Raw genomic sequence first — 17885 nt, 5'->3', positions numbered from 1 at the left:
AGGGCACGACCTGATCCATCTCAATCAGGAAACGCTCACGGCGGGTCTGCTTACGTTTGCCTGCGTACTCGGCATCAGCGAAAGACATTTGCTTCATCGGGGCTCAACCGTTCAGTTCGTGGGACAGGCGTATTTCACCAGATTTGGAAGTCCTTTTCAGAGTTTCCCTAAAAATGAAGTGTCTGGAATTAGCGCCGAAGGTCGTATTGACCTAATAAAAGACTTCTACCAGCAAGTTTTTTCAGACTACCCCATTCATTTCATCGTGCTGCATGGAGATGAAGACGTTAATCTAAAAGACCATAGCGACCATCCTCATATTTTTATCTCAACCAAGAATAACAAGACTGGGTGTTATGACTTACGTGAAACGCAAATCAAAAAAGTTAACTCCTACCTAAAAAAGCATCGCCCAGGAATAGAATTGATTGGCGAGACACCTGATTTTTTGGAGTCTCAATTATTGTTTGGTTATTTGCAGGATATGTTTTATGCATACACGAACAATCGTCTATTGAAAAACACCCCCTTTTACGCAAAAAAAAACGAGAAGACAGAGGGACACATGAACACGCTCCGCCACATTAATGGCGAAGCTAAAAAGCCCAAATCTGAACGAACCTTTAACCTTTATACACTTGCCAAGGAACAGAGGGATGAGGCTATTAGAAAAGCCGAGTTGGCAAAGCAGGAAGCTGGACAGGCAGAACAAAAGGCGCAGAAAGCACAAGAATACACTCACAAGGCTAATCAATACGTTAAAGCACAGTTGACCAAGGCAGGAGATGCCATAGAGCAACAGCGACTCGCAGAGCAAGCCACAGCAGAAGAACGGGAGCAAGCAGAGACTTATCGTAAGAAGAGTCAAAAATACCTGCAAAACATAGCAGATAAGAGCATAGAGTCCGCTCGAATTCAGGGCGAAATCACAAGCCGACTAGCAGAGTTGAAATTGTTCAAATCAAATCTGGGTGATTTAATAGCGGGAATAGTAGCTTGGTTTGATGAGTTATTTAAAGAGAAGCGTCAAGACATACAAGATATGTATCTTGAACGAGCTAGAATTGCTTACTTGAAGATACAAATAAACGATAGAACCGAGCATCACGAATTCATCAAAGAAGCAGACAGGGAAATAGACCAGCATCTAAAAATTTTAGATGAGCATCGCAATGAACTTCCTGAGTTGCCAGAGTCGAGTTACATTAAGGGTAAAATAAGACCAGAATGATAACAAACCACCCGAAGGTGGTTTTCGTATAACACAAGTATTTATGATGAATTCACATTGTAGCATTTATTCGCTGCTTATTCTCGACAAGTTAACACCACTTGACAATACTTGTATCTTTATTTCTTTTGCCATTGGTGCTTTAACTACTTTCTCTGACGTTAATTCAACATAGTTCACAACTGCATTTATACCAACAAGCCTAATACTTTTAAGCACGAGAGACTTACTGGCGCTTGCTTTGGCAGTGATATTGCCATTGCCTACTAGTTTATCTATCGAGCGCGGGAGCACTATTTTAACGTCTGCATTACCTGCCCCAACAACTGATTGGAACTTGCTGATAATGGAGCTTATCTTTTTGGCATCATATGAGCCATTGCTCAAATCATTTATGCTTATAGTCAACTTGTGGCGTTCTTTACCAGCCCAGCCATCCGCAGCCAAATTATTTAAGTACGTGCTAAACGAGTCATCAACCATTAATCGTGATGATGTGAAGTGCATATTACTTAACAGCCCTGTAACTTTCTCACGTACTACCGGAGCGGTATTGTCCACAGCACCTTGCGCAGTGCACGTATTGTTTAAAATGGCCCAATCACCATAAGGATAAGCAACCTCTGATTTGCTATTTATTGCTTTATAGCGGAAGTATTTTTTAGAACCTGTTTCACGTGGCCCACAACCCTCTGATTTGTACTCAACAGTCATATCTGTCGTTTGAGCCTTGCAGGAAGTAGTGTCAATTGACGCAACATTGAAAACAGTATTAGTTTTCATTGAGCCTGAATTATAAGATGAGACATACTCACCATAGCTATAAACAGAGCCAGAATAACTCCCAGCAACTGCTCCGTAGTAAGAGTCACAGGAAACCTCCTCTACACCATCTTTTCTTTCAGTGTCTTGCGTCGGGACGACAGCGCAGGTATTTGAAGCATTAGACCATCCTGATAGATTTTTAGTGGAACCATCGGTCCAAACCTCAAAGGTTCTTTTCTGCTGAATAGCACCTTTTTGCCCCTCGGGACAACTTACAGTTCTGTGCTCTGTTGTGGTACTTTTATAGACAGGAGTGGAAACCTTACAAGTATTTGATTTAACCCTAGCATTCCCCCAGTAAACCCCCACGCACCCTTGGCCAGAGTCGTTATTTGCACCGGTACTCAGTGTTATGCTCCCCGTCTGTCCTGCTGGGCAAGCGACTACTTTTGTACATACTGCTCGCCAAGTACCTCCGTCTGCATAAACATTTGAAAAAGAGGTTAGTAGCGCTAAGGTCATTACTGTTTTTATTATTTTCATTTTCAATCAATTTGCGTATACCTTAATTGTATCACGCAAACGAAAAAAGGCGCTCCACTCGATATGGCTCGCCTATTCGCACAAACTATGATTTTACTTTTTTGCTAGTGCCGGTGTTTCTTTGCTTGTTGCCGTGTCAGGGTTTTTTACTAGCTTGTAGTCCTTCCAGACGAACATAGGGGGCTTAGTAATTTTAACTGCGCTACCGCCACCGTTGTTCGGATTACCGCTACCGTTCCCACCAGCCAAGGCGCTGAATGAAATCATGGCGCTAATAACTAAAACAAAACAATTTAACTTTCTCATAATAAATACCTTCTTATATGTATAGAGTTACATTTTTCAAGTTAATGTAAATAGCAAGCCTCTGATAAAAGGAAGTTAGTTACTAAATGCACCACGTATGGTTGAGCGTATAGAGCTGGATACTTGGCTTTTAGCGGTGTTGCTTGCTTCTTTGACCATATCCCCAAGAAATGACGAGCCTTCATCAGCGACGGTTTGCTGAGCCGTTCCAGTGGTGCTGGTAACGCTTGCGTTGGATTGGTTCTGCTGTGGAAGGAGCGACCCTGCCTGCTGTTGCAATTCTGCACAGCCGGTCATTCCTACGACTCCAAGTCCTAACAGCACTGACATAACTGTCTGTTTCATAAGGTAATCCCTTGCCAATCCAACCGAACCACTCGACTAGACGAAACGTGACTATACGAGAAATGTCTAATGGCTAGCAATAGACTAGCCAGATTATGACCTTCTAGGCTCAAAGGATAGGTGTAAGTATCTGATTTTAAGGAATTTTCCTCATGACTCAGAGAGCGACGGTTGCCCTTGGCAAGCGAATCAAGGAGTTACGACTAGCCAAAGGATGGACACAAGCAGAGTTAGCGGAAGTCTTGGGATGTGAAGCGATGACGGTTAGCCGTTATGAGCGAGGTGAATACGCCCCAAGCATTGAGGTTTTAGAGCAAATTTCGCTTGCTCTGAACGCCTCATTGGACTTGTTTTTCGTGAGCCAGGAACAACCTGCTCCGACGAGTTCAAACCTTCGGCATGACCTTTGTGACATTGCTTATCAGGCAGATGAGGAGGCACTACGTGAAATTGTTGGTGCCGCTAAGAAAATCCTTTCCAATAAGTAGAAGCAAAAACAAAACCCCTTAAAATTTGCACTTTAAGGGGTAAATGGTAAGTTAATACAAGGAGTAGAGATTAGGGAGCGACCAAGCCTATTAATTTCTACATTCAACGCTTTGTATATTCAATATATCATTTCAAGTTGAAGTAGCAAGAGCCAGTCTCTAATTTTCCTCCAAAAAACTAAAATAATTTAGAGGAGAATATGAATAGTGCTTTAAAACTCAACCCCCAGCCATCGCTTTATAGTTATGACAGAACAAACAAACTCCCAGTAGACTACGATAGTATTTTCGAGCCGCTTCTTTATCACCCAAAAAACGACAAGAAAAATGCCTTTTTTTACATAAAAGCAGATGAGGCTATTTTTCCATACGCAGACAAGAAAACAAACACAATCAAACTCGCTAAACAGACGAGACATAACATTAACGACCTTGAAACTGTTCTATCACAATATAAAGGCATGTCAGGCATTACAGCTACGGCTAATCGTTTTAATGGAAGGTCTCGCAAAGGAGAGGATTTGATATGCTCAATAATGTTTTATTGCGATGCAGATATTTACAAAATCGAGAGTAAGAAACACCTCACGAAAGAACAAGTCATCACAGATATTCTTGACCATTGCGAAGCAAACAACATACCTTATCCGAACATCATAAATTATTCGGGCGGGGGGTATTACTTAAAATGGCTTTTCCTTACGGAATGCACAAAATATCAGTTGAGTGGAACAGCGTATATGAGGGTCGAGGAAGCCATTATTAGGCTATTCGCAGAGTTCGGTGCAGATAACGGTGCAAAAGATATTACTCGTATCTTACGACTGCCCGGCACGCTCAATCCAAAAGTAGACCGAACTGACAGACTTTGCGAAACGATTTTTTATAATGATGTTAGATACACGATGGATGAATTACGCTACGCTTTTGATAAATTCCAAAAGCCAGAGAAAATCAAAATCCCCAAGCCAAAAAAACAAACCCTCGAAATCGTTGCTCCAAAACCTAAGCTGGAAGGTGTGTATAAAAAGCGTGACCCATCCCAAAGACCAGCAATTACTAAGTCTAATTTGCAACTCGCCAAAGACCGTTACGATGATTTGAAGACGCTTATTAAATTAAGGAGCGGAAATGTTCAGCACTCTCGTATGCTGTTCTTGTTTTGGCTATTGAATTTCAAGGCTTTGTGTGGCGCAACTAATTTCGTTGATTTTGAACAAGATGCACTTAAAATCGCAAGCAGTCTCAATTTTGACATCTCCGAATGGTCGCTTGATGACCTATGCACCCTTGAAAGGAAGGTTATTAGACATAATAGAGGTTACTCAACTATCAAGAAGCAGAACGGTGAGCATTTCAAGTTTTCGAACCTTTACACACCTAAAAATGAAACATTGATAAATACTTTTGCAATCACTGGCGATGAGCAAGCGCACCTGAAAACGATAATATCGCCCGAGGAAAAGCAAAGGCGTAGGGCACAGAAGCGTTTAGATATGGGTATGAAACCCCAATCAGGAGAGGCTACAAGTCAGCCTTGGATTGCATTAGGTATCAGTCGAAGAACCTATTACAGCCGAAAGAAAGCGGGGGGGGTATGACCTCGTTCATCAAGTTGCACTTTTTGGTCTACTACTGGTATGGCTTTTTCGTGCTCTTGGGTCTTATTTCTTTTTTCTTCATGAGTTAAAATAAAAGACACTCTCTCGTGTTATTCCTGTATTAAACCCAAGGTAAACAAAAAGCCCAATCAAGGGCTTGTTATTATTGTGAAGCATTAGAGATTTGCGTTTAAGCGTACAAACGCGAGTGTTAGTGCTTTTCCTCCATTATTACCACAAGCAGCGGCAACATCTTTTATTGCGTATTTAGAGCCATAAGGCACTGCTAGACCAGTGTCCCAACCAACGGCCTTCTGTGCTCTAACAATATTTGAACAAACTTCTCCTGTCGGGACATTGGTGTAAGTTACAGTGAATCCACTAGGCGAAGTTCCTATAAGAGTTACTTTTCCACCGAACACGTTACTTATCGTCTCTCCATCAGCACCTACCTTTAAACTATTAGGAAATATCCCAAGTTGAAGTGCTATCTTGTTGTTTGCCAAGGCAGAAGTATCGTCGCTGGCAAATAATTGCTCTGTTTGAGAAAATATAGTTGAAAGCTCTTTGTTGACTGTTGATGCATTGCTAGCATTTCGTGAGCTTGAATAAAGTGCAAAAACCCCAGCGACAACAGCCGCAAAAATCGCGAACCATATCAAAGCTTCAATTAATGTAAGTCCTGTATTTCTTGATGTGTGATTTAGTTTCATATATATGTTTAATGTTATTCATTTAATTTAACATATGTATGTGAAATTTTTTGCGCTTGGCCTTGATTTTGGCTGTTTAAATGTTGCGCTGATATTGTTTAGTGTTGTTATTAAACGAAGTCAATGTTTTATGTTATGATAAAATCATTGCGTTATTTTTATGAAGACCGCCATTGGCGGTTTTTTCATATGCTTTTTTTGACGATAAATAATCAGTCAAAAAGTTTGAACTCATCCCCTAGATTTGTAAGGCCGTATTTTGTTAGGTATGTACCATCATTTGTGTTGTGCACAGTCGATATAGGCTCGCTATTAATGCCGACGATTGTTTTCATTTTTTTTGAATCTTTATTGTAATCGAAGTGAAACGTAAATCTATTAGAAACTAGGAAGTTTATTATTTCGAGTCTGGTATCCTCTTCGAGGAAGAACGTAATAAACTGCTGAACTGTCTCGAAGGTCAGATTTGAACTGGGTGTGGATGAAATGGTTATGTGTTGTTCGCGGCGCTCTTTGAGTTTCGATACGGCTTCTTCTGCTAACGCTAATTGTTTTAGTAGGATAGATGGATAGATACCATCGGTGATGCCTTCTGCCGAGCGTTCAAGATTTTCTAAGCGAATTTTTTCTTTGTTAAGTTCTTCCTCGATTTTAATTAGTTCTTGGTTGTTCTTTTTGTGCTCGCTCTTACCAGACATGATTTTTATAAAAGCAGTCGATAGAGTTAGCATGCCGCTGTCAGTACCTAGTTTTTCCAGTTCTGTAAGTGATTTGTATACGGTATCACCGAATTCTTTCTTTTCGTCCTCAGATTGAGTGCTCAGCCATTTTATTGCCTCGGCTGTTTCGATAGCGTCAAATAAGATGCGCACAGCAAAATCATATCTAATACGGTTGTTACATTTTTTTTGTTGTTCGAAGTTGCTTCTGCAACTCAGATAGTAGTAGTGTTTTTTACCTTTGCCAAAATTATGCATGAAAAACATGCTTTCGCCACACTGTCCGCAACGTGCAGTATGGCGGAATATATTCACATTACCGACGCTTGCGCGACCCACACGCTTCGTCACTTTACGTTGCTGCATCGCTTGGCGTGCTTCTTCGAAAAGCTCATAACTTATTATTTGTGGATAATAGTTTTCGATATATTTATCGAACTGCATTTTCCCATCGACTTTCTTTTGCGAGTACAAAAAGCCAAGAGGGTATTTTGTCTTGAAAATATCTTTCACTCGGTTGTTCGTCCAGCGTACAAGCGAGTCTTTATTCGTTTGTTTAATCGTTGCCGTGACGCCCTGTAATTTCAGAGACTCAAAAACTCTGATTAATTCCTCTGCCTGCTCTTGGTGAGGTTCAAATTTTTCAGTGATTTTGTTGTACTGAACACCGAAAGGAGGGCGCTTTACGTTGAACGGCTTTTGGTCTTCGTCCGCTTCTTTTTTCGCTTTATTCCAAGCCGACAGCCTCCGAACGGATTTTGTCCTGGACTCTTCGTGGGCTCGTTTCGCAATCACAGATAAAAGAATATCTTGGGAAAGGTCGTCAATCCCATTTTTTTCTGATGCTTTTTCGTACCGCTGGTTGTCTATTGTCGTGACTAGAATAATTCCTTTTTCGAGAATTCCGTTGACCAACTCCTTCGCTTGCAGGAGGCGCTGCCGACTCAGCCGGTCAATCGACTCAACGAAAACGTAATCGCCCTGCCGAATTTGTAAGGAGTCAATTTGGTCTATCAGTTCTTTGAGTTTTCCGTGCGTGCGGTTTTTTCCTGAGTACGCTGATACACCGTTTTCATAGAAAAAATTCGTGTCAGGAATGTCTACCCGGTACTGCTCAGCGAGCACCCGAATGGACTGCTTCTGGCGCGTTACAGAGTCTTTGTCATCACCGCCTTGGCGTTTCGTCGAATGACGAATGTATGCGTAGCCAGCAGGCTGTAAAGCGGTCATAGACACTCCATAGTAAATTGTTAGTAATAGATGCATTGTACAAGACCAACCACATGCCGGTACGTTTCCTGATTTACGTGGCGATTACGGCCTTGACCCGCTTGCTGATCTCCAACGTCTCCCATCACAACCCGCCGGACATGGGCGTGGTGTACCTGACCGGAGCGATCTTGTTGCTGGCGCTGGCGATTCTGGTGGTGCGCTATGCATCGTCGCAGTTCCCGTCGGTGAAAATAGAGAACCCCCGGCGCAAGACCGGCGCAGGTTCAGGTGAACACCCGGAAGTGGAGAAGGGCGAGTTGTAGACGCTGTGTAAATTTGTCTCCTGCAGATTTGCGTCTCGGCAGTTTCTTCAAAGCATAAAAAAGGGCGGGCTTACCGAAGTAAGCCCGCCCTTTTTAGTACGCTCTGGGCGCTGAATCAGCTGATTTTATCGAGTTCTTTTTCTTTCTCCAAAAACTCTTCTTCAAGCAAATCATCAGCAGTCTGTTTTGGCTCTTTTTCTTCAAAGCCTTCAACGGCCAGTTTAGGGGTGTGTTTGCCACGCAGCTTGCCGAAAAGGTGCTCCAGCTTGTGCTCCAGTTTTGTCGCGGCACCTTCTACCGCTTCTGTCAGGGAATCAGCGTCGTGGGAAACGAGAAATGGCTGGTGTCCTTTAGGTCGTGCCTCCATTTTGCAACGTTTGTCTTTAGTACCTGACTTGCCACCGTTTTCATCGCTGACATGCACGATGACTCGAGTCAGGTCTTCCAAATGACGTTCGAGCGTAACTTCAACTGTCGCTGTTACCCAGTTCTGGGTACGTACGTCAACGGCGATGTTCTTATCGGAAAAGACTTCAGTTTGCATAATTCTTCCCTTATATAGCGTGCTCGTGTGAGGTCTGACGGCCTCGTGTATTCAAAGGTTCCTCGTCATCGCTCAGTTACAGTGTTTGGGCCGATGAACAAATATTTCAAGCACTATTTTCCGCAAGTCTCGCCAGCCATGACCGGCGTCAGTCTTTGATGAGACGGACAAGCCCGCGTGTGCAGGCTATGGTCGATTTATATCAAAATGCGACGACGGCTCGCCGGCTCAGATTATGTAGAACAGCATCAGGCTGCAGGAGCGAGCTTGCTCGCGAACGGTCTGCAATCATGGCGAAAAGCTCGCTCCTGCGGGGGCTGGCTCAGGTTCCGGGTTCAATCGACACCCGTAGCTGCAGGCCGTCATCTATTTTTGCATCTGATAATGTTTATCATTAGTATCGCTTTCCTTTTCGACCTGTATACCGATCCCCCACCCATGACCTCTCCCGATCTCAATGAAGGCCCCGGCAGTGACACGCGTCATGGACGAGCGCATTTTCTGCAGGTGTTTTTATCTCAGCGGTTACAAATGGAAGCCCTGGTGAGCCGCCGTGTCGGATGCCGGGCTACGGCGGCCGATCTGGTTCAGGACTTGTTCCTGCGGTTCTGGCGCCGGCCCCTGGTACAGGTCGAAGAACTCAGCACTTATTTACTGCGCAGCGCCGGAAATATCGCCATCGACCATCTGCGCAGCGAAGGGGCTCGCGGGCGGATCAATCAGCACTGGCAGCCCGAGTCGGACGCCCGCAGCTGCGAGCCCCAGGCAGCACTGGAGGCGGGCAATGACTTGCGCCAGGTCGAGGCCGCCTTGCGCAGCCTGCCCGAGCGCACCCGGCATATATTTTTGCTCAACCGGATTCACGGTCGTACCTATGCCGATATCGCCAGGGTCATGGGACTGTCTCAAAGTGCCGTCGAAAAACACATGATGCGTGCCCTGGAGGCCTGCAAGGCCAGTTTGCGTGAGCCGCCAGCAGGGACCTCGTTGTGATCAATCGTCCGGATATTGCGGTCACTGCCGAACAGGAGCGCACCGCGCTGGCGTGGCTCAGTGTGTTGCACGATCAGCCCGACAGCGGTGACCAGGCCACCTTCAGCCGTTGGCTGCTGGCCGATCCCGCCCACGCCGAGGCGTACTCCCGGGCGCAAGTGATATGGGAGCTGAGCGAAGTGGCGGGCAGTACTTTGGCGGCCGAAGAGGCGCAGGTGTTGCAAGGTTACTTGTCGGCGATCAAGGCTTCCCGGCGCAGCAGAATCAAGCACTGGTCCAGTGGGCTGGCGGTTGCTGCGTGCCTGTTGTTGACGGTCGGGGTGTTCGCGGGCTGGCAGCCGATACGCTGGCTCGATAATCTTGGCGCCGATTACGTCAGCGCGCCGGGGCAGGTACGCACCGTGACCCTGGCCGATCAGTCACGGGTCACGCTGGATGCCGACAGTGCCATTGCGGTGAATTTCAGCGCTGGTGAGCGGCATGTGGAGTTGCGGCGCGGGGTTGCGTTTTTCCACGTTACCCATACCGGCGAACCCTTTGTGGTGGATGCCAGTGGTGGCGAAGCGCGAGTACTGGGCACTGAGTTTGAAGTACGGCTGCAGCCTGCCGGGGTGCAAGTTACCGTGTTATCCGGCCGGGTCGGGGTCAAGGCGGGGGAGCACGCGCCACAGCAGATTCTTGCGGCTGACCAGCAAGTGGCCTATGCCGACGGTGCTGTGAGCGACGCGGTGCAACAGGTCGACAGTCAGGCCCGACTGGCGTGGCGCAGCGGCTCGCTGAGCTACTACAAGACGCCGCTGGCCGATGTGGTGGCCGATCTGAGGCGCTACTACCCCGGGCAAATCCTGTTGCTCAATAGCCAGTTGGGCACACGCCGCATCAGCGCCAGCTTCCCCACTCAGGACCCGCAAGCAGTGCTTGCCTCCCTGCAAGGTGTGCTCGGGTTTGAACAGCACACCTTGTTCGGTCGGGTGATTGTGCTGCGTTGAGTTTCATACATGTTGATTGATCGTGGGAGCTGGCTTGCCAGCTCCCACAGGATTTTTTTCAATCAAGGGGTGAGGTAAACCCCGGGGCCATCCGTGTAGTGCTTGAAAATGCGAAAAATTCGCATTCCGTATCAGGTTGGCACACAGGTCATGAGCATGAAGTCCACGTCAGCGGCAGGCGGTTCGGTTAAACAGTGGTTGAGCGTTTCGGCTTTGATGGCCGGTCTGGTGTTAACGCCTTTGTCTGTCGCCATGGCAGCCGGTGCCACTGTGCAGCAAACCGGTGCTCTGTTTGATTTCAATCTGCCGGCCGAGCCGTTGCCCCGGGCCCTCAGCGACTTCAGCCGGCTGACCGGCCTCAGTGTGGTCTACACCGACGAAGCACCCTTCGGCCTGCAAGCCCCTGCGGTCGAAGGGCGCATGGGTGCCGAGCAGGCGTTGCAGCAGTTGCTCGCGCAGTCGGGCTTGAATGCACGGCGCACCGATGCCAGCACCTTTGCCCTCGAACCCCGACCCGAGGCCGGCGCCCTGAACCTGGGGGCCACCAGCATCACCTCCCAGGCCGTCAGTGACACCAGCTATCAGCCTCCGGCCAGTACCTCGGTGATGCGTGGCACGGGCACGTCGATGGAGATTCCGCAGACCATCAACGTGGTCGCCGCCCAGGTCATTCGCGACCAGGTGCCGCGCAATCTGGATGACGCGCTGAACAATATCAGCGGCATCACCCAGGGCAACACGCTGGGCGGGACCCAGGACTCGGTAATGAAACGTGGCTTTGGCGACAACCGCGACGGCTCGATCATGCGCGATGGCATGCCGCTGGTGCAGGGCCGGGCGCTGAATGCCGCCACCGAGCGGGTCGAAGTGCTCAAGGGGCCGGCGTCCTTGCTCTACGGAATCCAGGACCCGGGCGGGGTGGTCAACGTGGTCAGCAAAAAGCCGCAACTGCAGCAGTACAACGCACTGACGGTAAAAGGCTCCAGCTATGGTGCCGGCAAAAACGGCAGTGGCGGGACACTGGACAGCACCGGCCCGCTGGGGGATTCCGGGCTGGCCTACCGGATGATCATCGATCATGAAGATGAAGATTACTGGCGCAACTTTGGCCTGCACCGCGAGACCCTGATCGCCCCTTCGCTGGCCTGGTATGGCGACAACACCCAGGTGCTGCTGGCCTACGAACATCGCGAGTTTCTGACCCCCTTTGACCGGGGCACGGCGATCAACCCGGCCACCAATCATCCGCTGGATATCCCGGCCACGCGCCGCCTCGACGAACCCTTCAACAACATGCAGGGGCGCTCGGACCTGTATCGCCTTGAAGTCGATCACGACCTCAATGACGACTGGAAAGCCCATTTCGGCTACAGCTGGAACCGCGAAACCTACGACGCCAGCCAGGTCCGGGTGACTGCCGTCGACCCGGCCAGCGGTACCCTGACCCGCAAAATGGATGGCACCCGGGGCGCCATCACCACCGACCGCTTCACCACTGCCAGCCTGCAAGGCAAGGTTCAGGTTGCGGGCATGCAGCATGATCTGGTGTTCGGGGTGGATGACGAGTACCGCAAAATCTATCGTGCGGATCTGATTCGGCAGAACAGCCAATACCCGTTCAGCTATCTCGACCCGGTATATGGTCGCGAAGTGGCGGGCACCACGGTCAGCGCCAGTGACAGCAACCAGACCGACTTGCTGCGCAGCGATTCATTGTTCGCCCAGGACTCCATCCACCTGACCGATAAATGGATTCTGGTGGCAGGCGGCCGTTTCCAGAAGTACGACCAGCTCGCGGGCAAGGGCATCCCGTTCAAGGCCAACACCGATACCAACGGCGTCAAATGGATACCGCGGGCGGGTCTGGTCTATCAATACAGCGATGAATTGTCGTTCTACGGCAGCTACACCGAATCGTTCAAGCCCAACTCCAGCATCGCTCCCCTGACCGGCGGCGTGGTGCTGGATTCGGCCATCGCCCCGGAGCAGTCCAAGTCCTGGGAACTGGGGGCCAAACTGGATATTCCGGGGCGCATCACCGCCAGCGCGGCGCTGTTCGACATCAAAAAGCGCAACGTTCTGGTATCCACCACCGTGGGTGATGACACGTTGTACTCGACGGCAGGCCAGGTCAGCTCCCGCGGCCTGGAGCTGGATGTCAGCGGTCAGTTGAGCGAACAGTGGAGCCTGATCGGCAGCTATGCCTACACCGATGCCGAAGTCACCAAGGACGCCACCTACCAGGGCATGCGCTTGCAGAACGTGGCTAAAAACAGCGGCTCGCTATCGGCGGTCTATGACTTTGGCAACATTGTTGGCGGCGACAAATTGCGGGTCGGTGCCGGAGCGCGCTATGTGGGTGAGCGTGCAGGCGACGCCCTGAACGATTTCGACCTGCCGTCCTACACCGTGGCCGATGCCTTTGCCACCTACGACACCCAGCTCGAAGGGCAAAAGCTCAAAGTGCAGCTCAATGTCAAAAACCTCTTCGACCGGGTTTACTACACCTCGGCGGCGAGCCGGATGTTTGTCTCCATGGGTGATGCGCGGCAAGTGAGCGTATCCACCACCCTGGAGTTCTGACCCGCCCCCGCCCCCCTGTAGGAGCGAGCTTGCCTCGCGAGCTCTTCAGCAATCTCGCAGGCAGCCCCGCCCCCTGTAGGAGCGAGCTTGCCTCGCGAGCTCTTCAGCAATCTCGCAGGCAGCCCCGCCCCCTGTAGGAGCGAGCTTGTCTCGCGAGCTCTTCAGCGATCTTGCAGGCAGCCCCGCCCCCCTGTAGGAGCGAGCTTGTCTCGCGAGCTCTTCAGCAATCTCGCAGGCAGCCCCGCCCCCTGTAGGAGCGAGCTTGTCTCGCGAGCTCTTCAGCAATCTCGCAGGCAGCCCCGCCCCCCTGTAGGAGCGAGCTTGCCTCGCGAGCTCTTCAGCGATCTTGCAGGCAGCCCCGCCCCCTGTAGGAGCGAGCTTGCCTCGCGAGCTCTTCAGCAATCTCGCAGATAGCCCACAGCTCGCGAGGCAAGCTCGCTCCTACAGGTTAATTTGGTTGATGTTGTGGCTTTCAAGGCCTGAACGCCGCCCGATACTCTCCCGGCGTCCCCCCCAGGGTCTGTTTGAACCGGTTGGCGAAGTGGCTGGCGCTGGCAAAGCCGCAGGCTAGTGCAATGTCACCCAGCCTCATCGCGCTGTTGCGCAGCAAATCCCGGGCGCGAGCCAGGCGGCGCGCCAGCAGATACTGGTGAGGCGGCACGCCGAAACTCTGGCGAAACATGCGGGCAAAGTGGTAAGGCGACAATGCGCAGTGCGCGGCCAGTTGGCCAATGTTCAACGGCTCGGCCAGCTGCTGCTCAATCATGTCCACCAACTGGCGCCGTTGATACGCCGCCAGCCCGCCCTTGAGTTGCAGCCCGCTGCGCATCCCCACCTGACTGAGCAACGCATGATCGAGCAACTCGCTGGCCAGGCTGCTGGTGAGCAGGCGTTCGCCGGGTTCGCTCCAGTTCAGCTGGATCAACTGATGAAAGCGCCGGGTTTGTTGTTCGTCATCGAAAAAGGTGATTTCGCGCAGTTGCAGCTCGCGAGGTTCGCGGTCGAGCAATGTCACGCAACCCAGGGCGAATTGCTCCTGGCTGACATACACATGGGCCAGGCGAATGGCGCCATTGATCACCCAGGCCGACTGATGATCGGCAGGCAGCACGCAGAGTTTGCCCGGCGCACCCGTTGCCCCCGGCTGCTCCCGGCGAAAGGTCCCGGTGCCGCCCGAGATGTAGCACGACAGGGTGTGGTGAGTCGGCGCCTGATAGTCGCGGGCATCGTGATGGTTGGTCCACAAGGCTGCGGCCATACCGTCACCGAGCTCGGCACTGTGCTCCAGACGGGCATTGGGCGAGCGGCTCATGGATTGAAAAACTTGCAGGGTATCGAATGCAGACATGGTGATTACTCCAACCCTTCGCATCCTACTCCGTCGCATCAGCGCTGCCAGCCCCGGGGCCACAAAAGCGCAAGAATCTGCAAGTGCGCCCCGGCATTGCATCGCAGACTGCAAGCCATCTCCAGGAGCTTGCCATGAACCTATCCCTGTACTTGTTGACCGTGTTGATCTGGGGCACGACCTGGATCGCCCTCAAACTGCAATTGGGGGTGGTGGCCATACCGGTGTCCATCGTCTATCGCTTTGGCCTGGCGGCACTGGTGCTGTTCGCGGTGTTGTTGCTGACGCGTCGGCTGCAAACCATGAACCGGCGCGGGCATCTGATTTGCCTGGCGCAGGGCCTGTGTCTGTTCTGCGTCAACTTCATGTGCTTTTTGACCGCCAGTCAGTGGCTGACCACAGGCTTGATCGCCGTGGTGTTTTCCACCGCCACGCTGTGGAACGCGCTGAACGCGCGGATCTTCTTCAAGCAGAAAATCGCCCGCAACGTAATCGCCGGAGGTGCACTGGGGTTGTTCGGGTTGGGGCTGCTGTTCTGGCCGGAGTTGAGCGGGCATACCGCGACCCCGCAGATCCTGCTGGGGCTGGGGCTGGCATTGATCGGCACCCTGTGTTTTTCGGCGGGCAACATGCTGTCGAGCCTGCAGCAAAAAGCCGGGCTCAAACCGCTGACCACTAACGCCTGGGGCATGCTCTATGGCGCCGGCATGCTGGCGCTGTACTGCGCCTTCAGCGGCATTGCGTTCACCATGGAATGGAACACCCGTTACATCGGCTCGTTGTTGTACCTGGTGATCCCGGGTTCGGTGATAGGTTTCACCGCCTACCTGACCCTGGTCGGGCGCATGGGCCCGGAGCGGGCAGCGTACTGCACGGTATTGTTTCCGCTGGTGGCACTCAATGTGTCGGCGTTTGCCGAGGGCTACCAGTGGACAGCCCCGGCACTGGCCGGTCTGGTACTGGTGATGCTGGGCAACGTGCTGGTGTTTCGCAAACCCCGGGTGGTACCTATGGCCGCAAAACTGGCCTGAACCTCGAACACCGCCCCCCTGTAGGAGCGAGCTTGCTCGCGAGCTGTTCCAAAAGCTCGCGAGCAAGCTCGCTCCTACAGGATCAGATCAGGATCAGATCAATGCCGTATCAGCCTTTAAAGACCTGCGGGTTCACCAGATCCTGCGGGCGTTCGCCCAGCAGGGCACTGCGCAGGTTGTCCAGGGCACGATTGGCCATGGCTTCCCGGGTTTCATGGGTCGCCGAGCCGATGTGCGGCAAGGTCACGGCGTTTTTCAACGCAAACAACGGTGACTCTGCCAGCGGCTCTTTTTCATACACATCCAGTCCCGCGCCGCGAATCGTACCGTTTTGCAGAGCTTCGATCAGCGCCGGTTCATCCACCACCGGACCACGGGAGATATTCACCAGAATCGCGCTTTTCTTCATCAGCCCCAGCTCGTGCCGGCTGATCAGGTGTCTGGTTTTTTCGCTCAGCGGTACCACCAGGCACACGAAATCGGCTTCGGCCAGCAACTGGTCCAGGCTGCGGAACTGCGCCCCCAGCTCTTGCTCAACGGCAGTCTTGCGGCTGTTGCCGCTGTAGAGGATGGGCATGTTGAACCCCAGGCGACCACGACGGGCGATGGCCGCGCCGATATTGCCCATGCCCACAATGCCCAGGGTCTTGCCATGTACGTCGCTGCCAAACAACGCAGGCGGTACGCTGGCCTGCCATTGCCCGGCCTTGGTCCATGCATCCAGTTCCGCCACCCGGCGGGCGCTGCTCATGATCAGGGTGAAACCCAGGTCAGCGGTGCTTTCGGTGAGCACGTCCGGGGTGTTGGTCAGCATGATCCCGCGTTCGTTGAAGTAGTCGACATCGTAGTTGTCGTAGCCCACCGATACGCTGGAGACCACTTCCAGTTGCCTGGCGTTCTCCAGTTGCTTGCGCCCCAGCTTGCGGCCCACGCCGATCAAACCGTGGGCGTGGGGCAGGGCTTCATCGAACTGGGCATTGAGATCGCCCAGCTTGGGATCGGGCACGATGACGTTGAAATCCTGTTGCAGGCGCTCGACCATCCGGGGGGTGACACGGCTGAAGGCAAGTACGGTTTTCTTGGTGCTGGAAAGGCTCATCTGAACAAGACTCATCGGCTGTCGGGAATGTAAGCACGCTAACATTCCCGCCGTTCATCCGCCAATACCTGAAGGTTTCAACTGTCAGCTATAGGTCGCCAGCTCAGTCTGATGGGCTGCCAGAATCTCCGGCAACGACCCGCGCATGTACTCCACCCAGGTTTTGATCTTCGCATCCAGGTACTGGCGCGAGGGGTAGATGGCGTACAGGTTCAGCTCCTGGGAACGGTACTTGGGCAGCATGCGCACCAGGGTGCCGTTGCGCAGACCTTCGATGGCCGCATACACCGGCAAAATGCCGACGCCCATGCCGCTGGTTATGGCGGTTTTCATCGCATCGGCCGAGTTGACCAGAAACGGCGAGGAGTTGATCAAGACCATCTCCTGACCTTCCGGCCCTTCGAATACCCATTTATCCAGCGCGATCACCGGGCTTACCAGGCGCAGGCAGGCGTGGTTGAGCAGGTCGCCGGGCTTGTCCGCGGTGCCATTGGTTTTCACGTAGCCGGGGGAGGCGCAGACGATGCTGTAGGTGATGCCCAGACGTTGCGAAACAAACCCGGAATCCGGCAGCTCGCTGGCGAGCACGATGGACACGTCATAGCCCTCGTTGAGCAAGTCCGGCACGCGGTTGGCCAGGGTCAGGTCGAAGGTCACATCAGGATGGGTCTTGCGATAGCGGGCGATGGCGTCGATCACATAGTGCTGACCGATGCCGGTCATGGTGTGCACCTTGAGCTGGCCGGCCGGGCGCGAGTGGGCGTCACTGGCCTCGGCTTCGGCTTCTTCGACATAGGCCAGGATCTGCTCGCAGCGCAACAAATAGCGTTTGCCGGCTTCGGTCAGGGCGATGCGTCGGGTGGTGCGGTTGAGCAGGCGGGTTTGCAGGTGGGCCTCAAGGTTGGAGACCGCGCGCGAGACGTTGGCCGTGGTGGTATCCAGCATGGCAGCCGCGGCGGTGAAACTTCCGGCTTCGGCTACGCAACTGAAGGCGCGCATGTTTTGCAAAGTGTCCATGGAGTGCTCTCAAGTAGGGGCAACGACAACAAGCA

At 51.9% G+C, this 17885-nt stretch carries 15 protein-coding genes and 2 pseudogenes; 8 read left to right on the top strand and 9 right to left on the bottom strand.

Annotated elements, in window-relative coordinates; translation table 11 throughout:
- Positions 1 to 1231: pseudogene (locus tag EQV90_RS08970) on the top strand (hypothetical protein); the annotation flags it as partial.
- A 66-nt stretch (positions 1232 to 1297) separates the two neighbouring features.
- Here the strand turns inward: EQV90_RS08970 and EQV90_RS08965 are convergent.
- The 3 genes from EQV90_RS08965 to EQV90_RS08955 form a co-directional block, all read right to left on the bottom strand.
- A complete protein-coding gene (locus tag EQV90_RS08965; RefSeq protein WP_240878005.1) occupies positions 1298 to 2539 on the bottom strand; it encodes a hypothetical protein in 1242 nt (413 codons plus the stop codon).
- A gap of 93 nt (positions 2540 to 2632) precedes the next feature.
- Entirely contained in the window at positions 2633 to 2845 is a 213-nt protein-coding gene (locus tag EQV90_RS08960) for a hypothetical protein (RefSeq protein ID WP_141229072.1), read from the bottom strand.
- Between the two features lie 75 nt (positions 2846 to 2920).
- The gene (locus EQV90_RS08955; RefSeq protein ID WP_141229073.1) at positions 2921 to 3190 is read right to left on the bottom strand and encodes a hypothetical protein; all 270 of its coding nucleotides are present in this window, start codon (positions 3188 to 3190) and stop codon (positions 2921 to 2923) included.
- Positions 3191 to 3342: 152 nt separating this feature from the next.
- Between EQV90_RS08955 and EQV90_RS08950 the strand changes: the two genes are divergently transcribed.
- Together EQV90_RS08950 and EQV90_RS08945 are read left to right on the top strand one after the other, a co-directional pair.
- Positions 3343 to 3678: a helix-turn-helix transcriptional regulator gene (locus tag EQV90_RS08950; protein WP_095038402.1), complete on the top strand. Its 336-nt coding sequence runs from the start codon at positions 3343 to 3345 to the stop codon at positions 3676 to 3678.
- 200 nt (positions 3679 to 3878) lie between these two features.
- Positions 3879 to 5279: a hypothetical protein gene (locus EQV90_RS08945; protein WP_240878004.1), complete on the top strand. Its 1401-nt coding sequence runs from the start codon at positions 3879 to 3881 to the stop codon at positions 5277 to 5279.
- Positions 5280 to 5455: 176 nt separating this feature from the next.
- On the opposite strand, the gene EQV90_RS08940 is transcribed toward EQV90_RS08945, so the two are convergent.
- The gene (locus tag EQV90_RS08940) at positions 5456 to 5992 is read right to left on the bottom strand and encodes a type 4 pilus major pilin (RefSeq protein ID WP_240878003.1); all 537 of its coding nucleotides are present in this window, start codon (positions 5990 to 5992) and stop codon (positions 5456 to 5458) included.
- A gap of 212 nt (positions 5993 to 6204) precedes the next feature.
- Positions 6205 to 7941, bottom strand: coding sequence for a recombinase family protein (locus EQV90_RS08935; RefSeq protein ID WP_176464934.1), 1737 nt, complete (start codon positions 7939 to 7941; stop codon positions 6205 to 6207).
- Between the two features lie 38 nt (positions 7942 to 7979).
- On the opposite strand from EQV90_RS08935, the pseudogene EQV90_RS08930 reads away from it, so the two are divergent.
- Positions 7980 to 8246: pseudogene (locus EQV90_RS08930) on the top strand (phosphate-starvation-inducible PsiE family protein); the annotation flags it as partial.
- A gap of 115 nt (positions 8247 to 8361) precedes the next feature.
- On the opposite strand, the gene EQV90_RS08925 reads toward EQV90_RS08930, so the two are convergent.
- Complete coding sequence (locus EQV90_RS08925; protein ID WP_003439990.1) at positions 8362 to 8790, bottom strand: HPF/RaiA family ribosome-associated protein; 429 nt, start codon at positions 8788 to 8790, stop codon at positions 8362 to 8364.
- 438 nt (positions 8791 to 9228) lie between these two features.
- On the opposite strand from EQV90_RS08925, the gene EQV90_RS08920 reads away from it, so the two are divergent.
- The 3 genes from EQV90_RS08920 to EQV90_RS08910 all read left to right on the top strand — a co-directional run bounded on the left by EQV90_RS08920 (position 9229) and on the right by EQV90_RS08910 (position 13355).
- On the top strand, positions 9229 to 9783 hold the full coding sequence (locus EQV90_RS08920; RefSeq protein WP_127196050.1) for a sigma-70 family RNA polymerase sigma factor: 555 nt from the start codon (positions 9229 to 9231) through the stop codon (positions 9781 to 9783).
- Positions 9780 to 10772, top strand: coding sequence for a FecR family protein (locus EQV90_RS08915; RefSeq protein ID WP_010656019.1), 993 nt, complete (start codon positions 9780 to 9782; stop codon positions 10770 to 10772). The genes EQV90_RS08920 and EQV90_RS08915 overlap by 4 nt, the downstream gene beginning before the upstream one ends.
- Before the next feature lie 156 nt (positions 10773 to 10928).
- Positions 10929 to 13355, top strand: coding sequence for a TonB-dependent receptor (locus tag EQV90_RS08910; RefSeq protein WP_240878002.1), 2427 nt, complete (start codon positions 10929 to 10931; stop codon positions 13353 to 13355).
- A 472-nt stretch (positions 13356 to 13827) separates the two neighbouring features.
- Here EQV90_RS08910 and EQV90_RS08905 read toward each other — a convergent pair whose 3' ends face one another.
- Complete coding sequence (locus EQV90_RS08905) at positions 13828 to 14703, bottom strand: AraC family transcriptional regulator (RefSeq protein WP_240878001.1); 876 nt, start codon at positions 14701 to 14703, stop codon at positions 13828 to 13830.
- Between the two features lie 134 nt (positions 14704 to 14837).
- On the opposite strand from EQV90_RS08905, the gene EQV90_RS08900 reads away from it, so the two are divergent.
- Positions 14838 to 15734, top strand: a complete 897-nt coding sequence (locus tag EQV90_RS08900; protein ID WP_003440013.1) for a DMT family transporter — start codon at positions 14838 to 14840, stop codon at positions 15732 to 15734.
- Positions 15735 to 15843: 109 nt separating this feature from the next.
- Here the strand turns inward: EQV90_RS08900 and EQV90_RS08895 are convergent, their stop codons facing one another.
- Positions 15844 to 16833, bottom strand: coding sequence for a D-glycerate dehydrogenase (locus EQV90_RS08895; RefSeq protein ID WP_240878000.1), 990 nt, complete (start codon positions 16831 to 16833; stop codon positions 15844 to 15846).
- 84 nt (positions 16834 to 16917) lie between these two features.
- Positions 16918 to 17850 (bottom strand): LysR family transcriptional regulator, encoded by a 933-nt coding sequence (locus EQV90_RS08890; RefSeq protein WP_003440018.1) that lies wholly within the window; start codon positions 17848 to 17850, stop codon positions 16918 to 16920.
- Positions 17851 to 17885: the final 35 nt, after the last annotated feature.

Source organism: Pseudomonas sp. TMW22089 (assembly GCF_022496645.1).
GTDB lineage: Bacteria > Pseudomonadota > Gammaproteobacteria > Pseudomonadales > Pseudomonadaceae > Aquipseudomonas > Aquipseudomonas paraversuta.
Note: the sequence above shows the minus strand (reverse complement) of the source record. Positions and strands in the feature narration are given on the sequence as shown.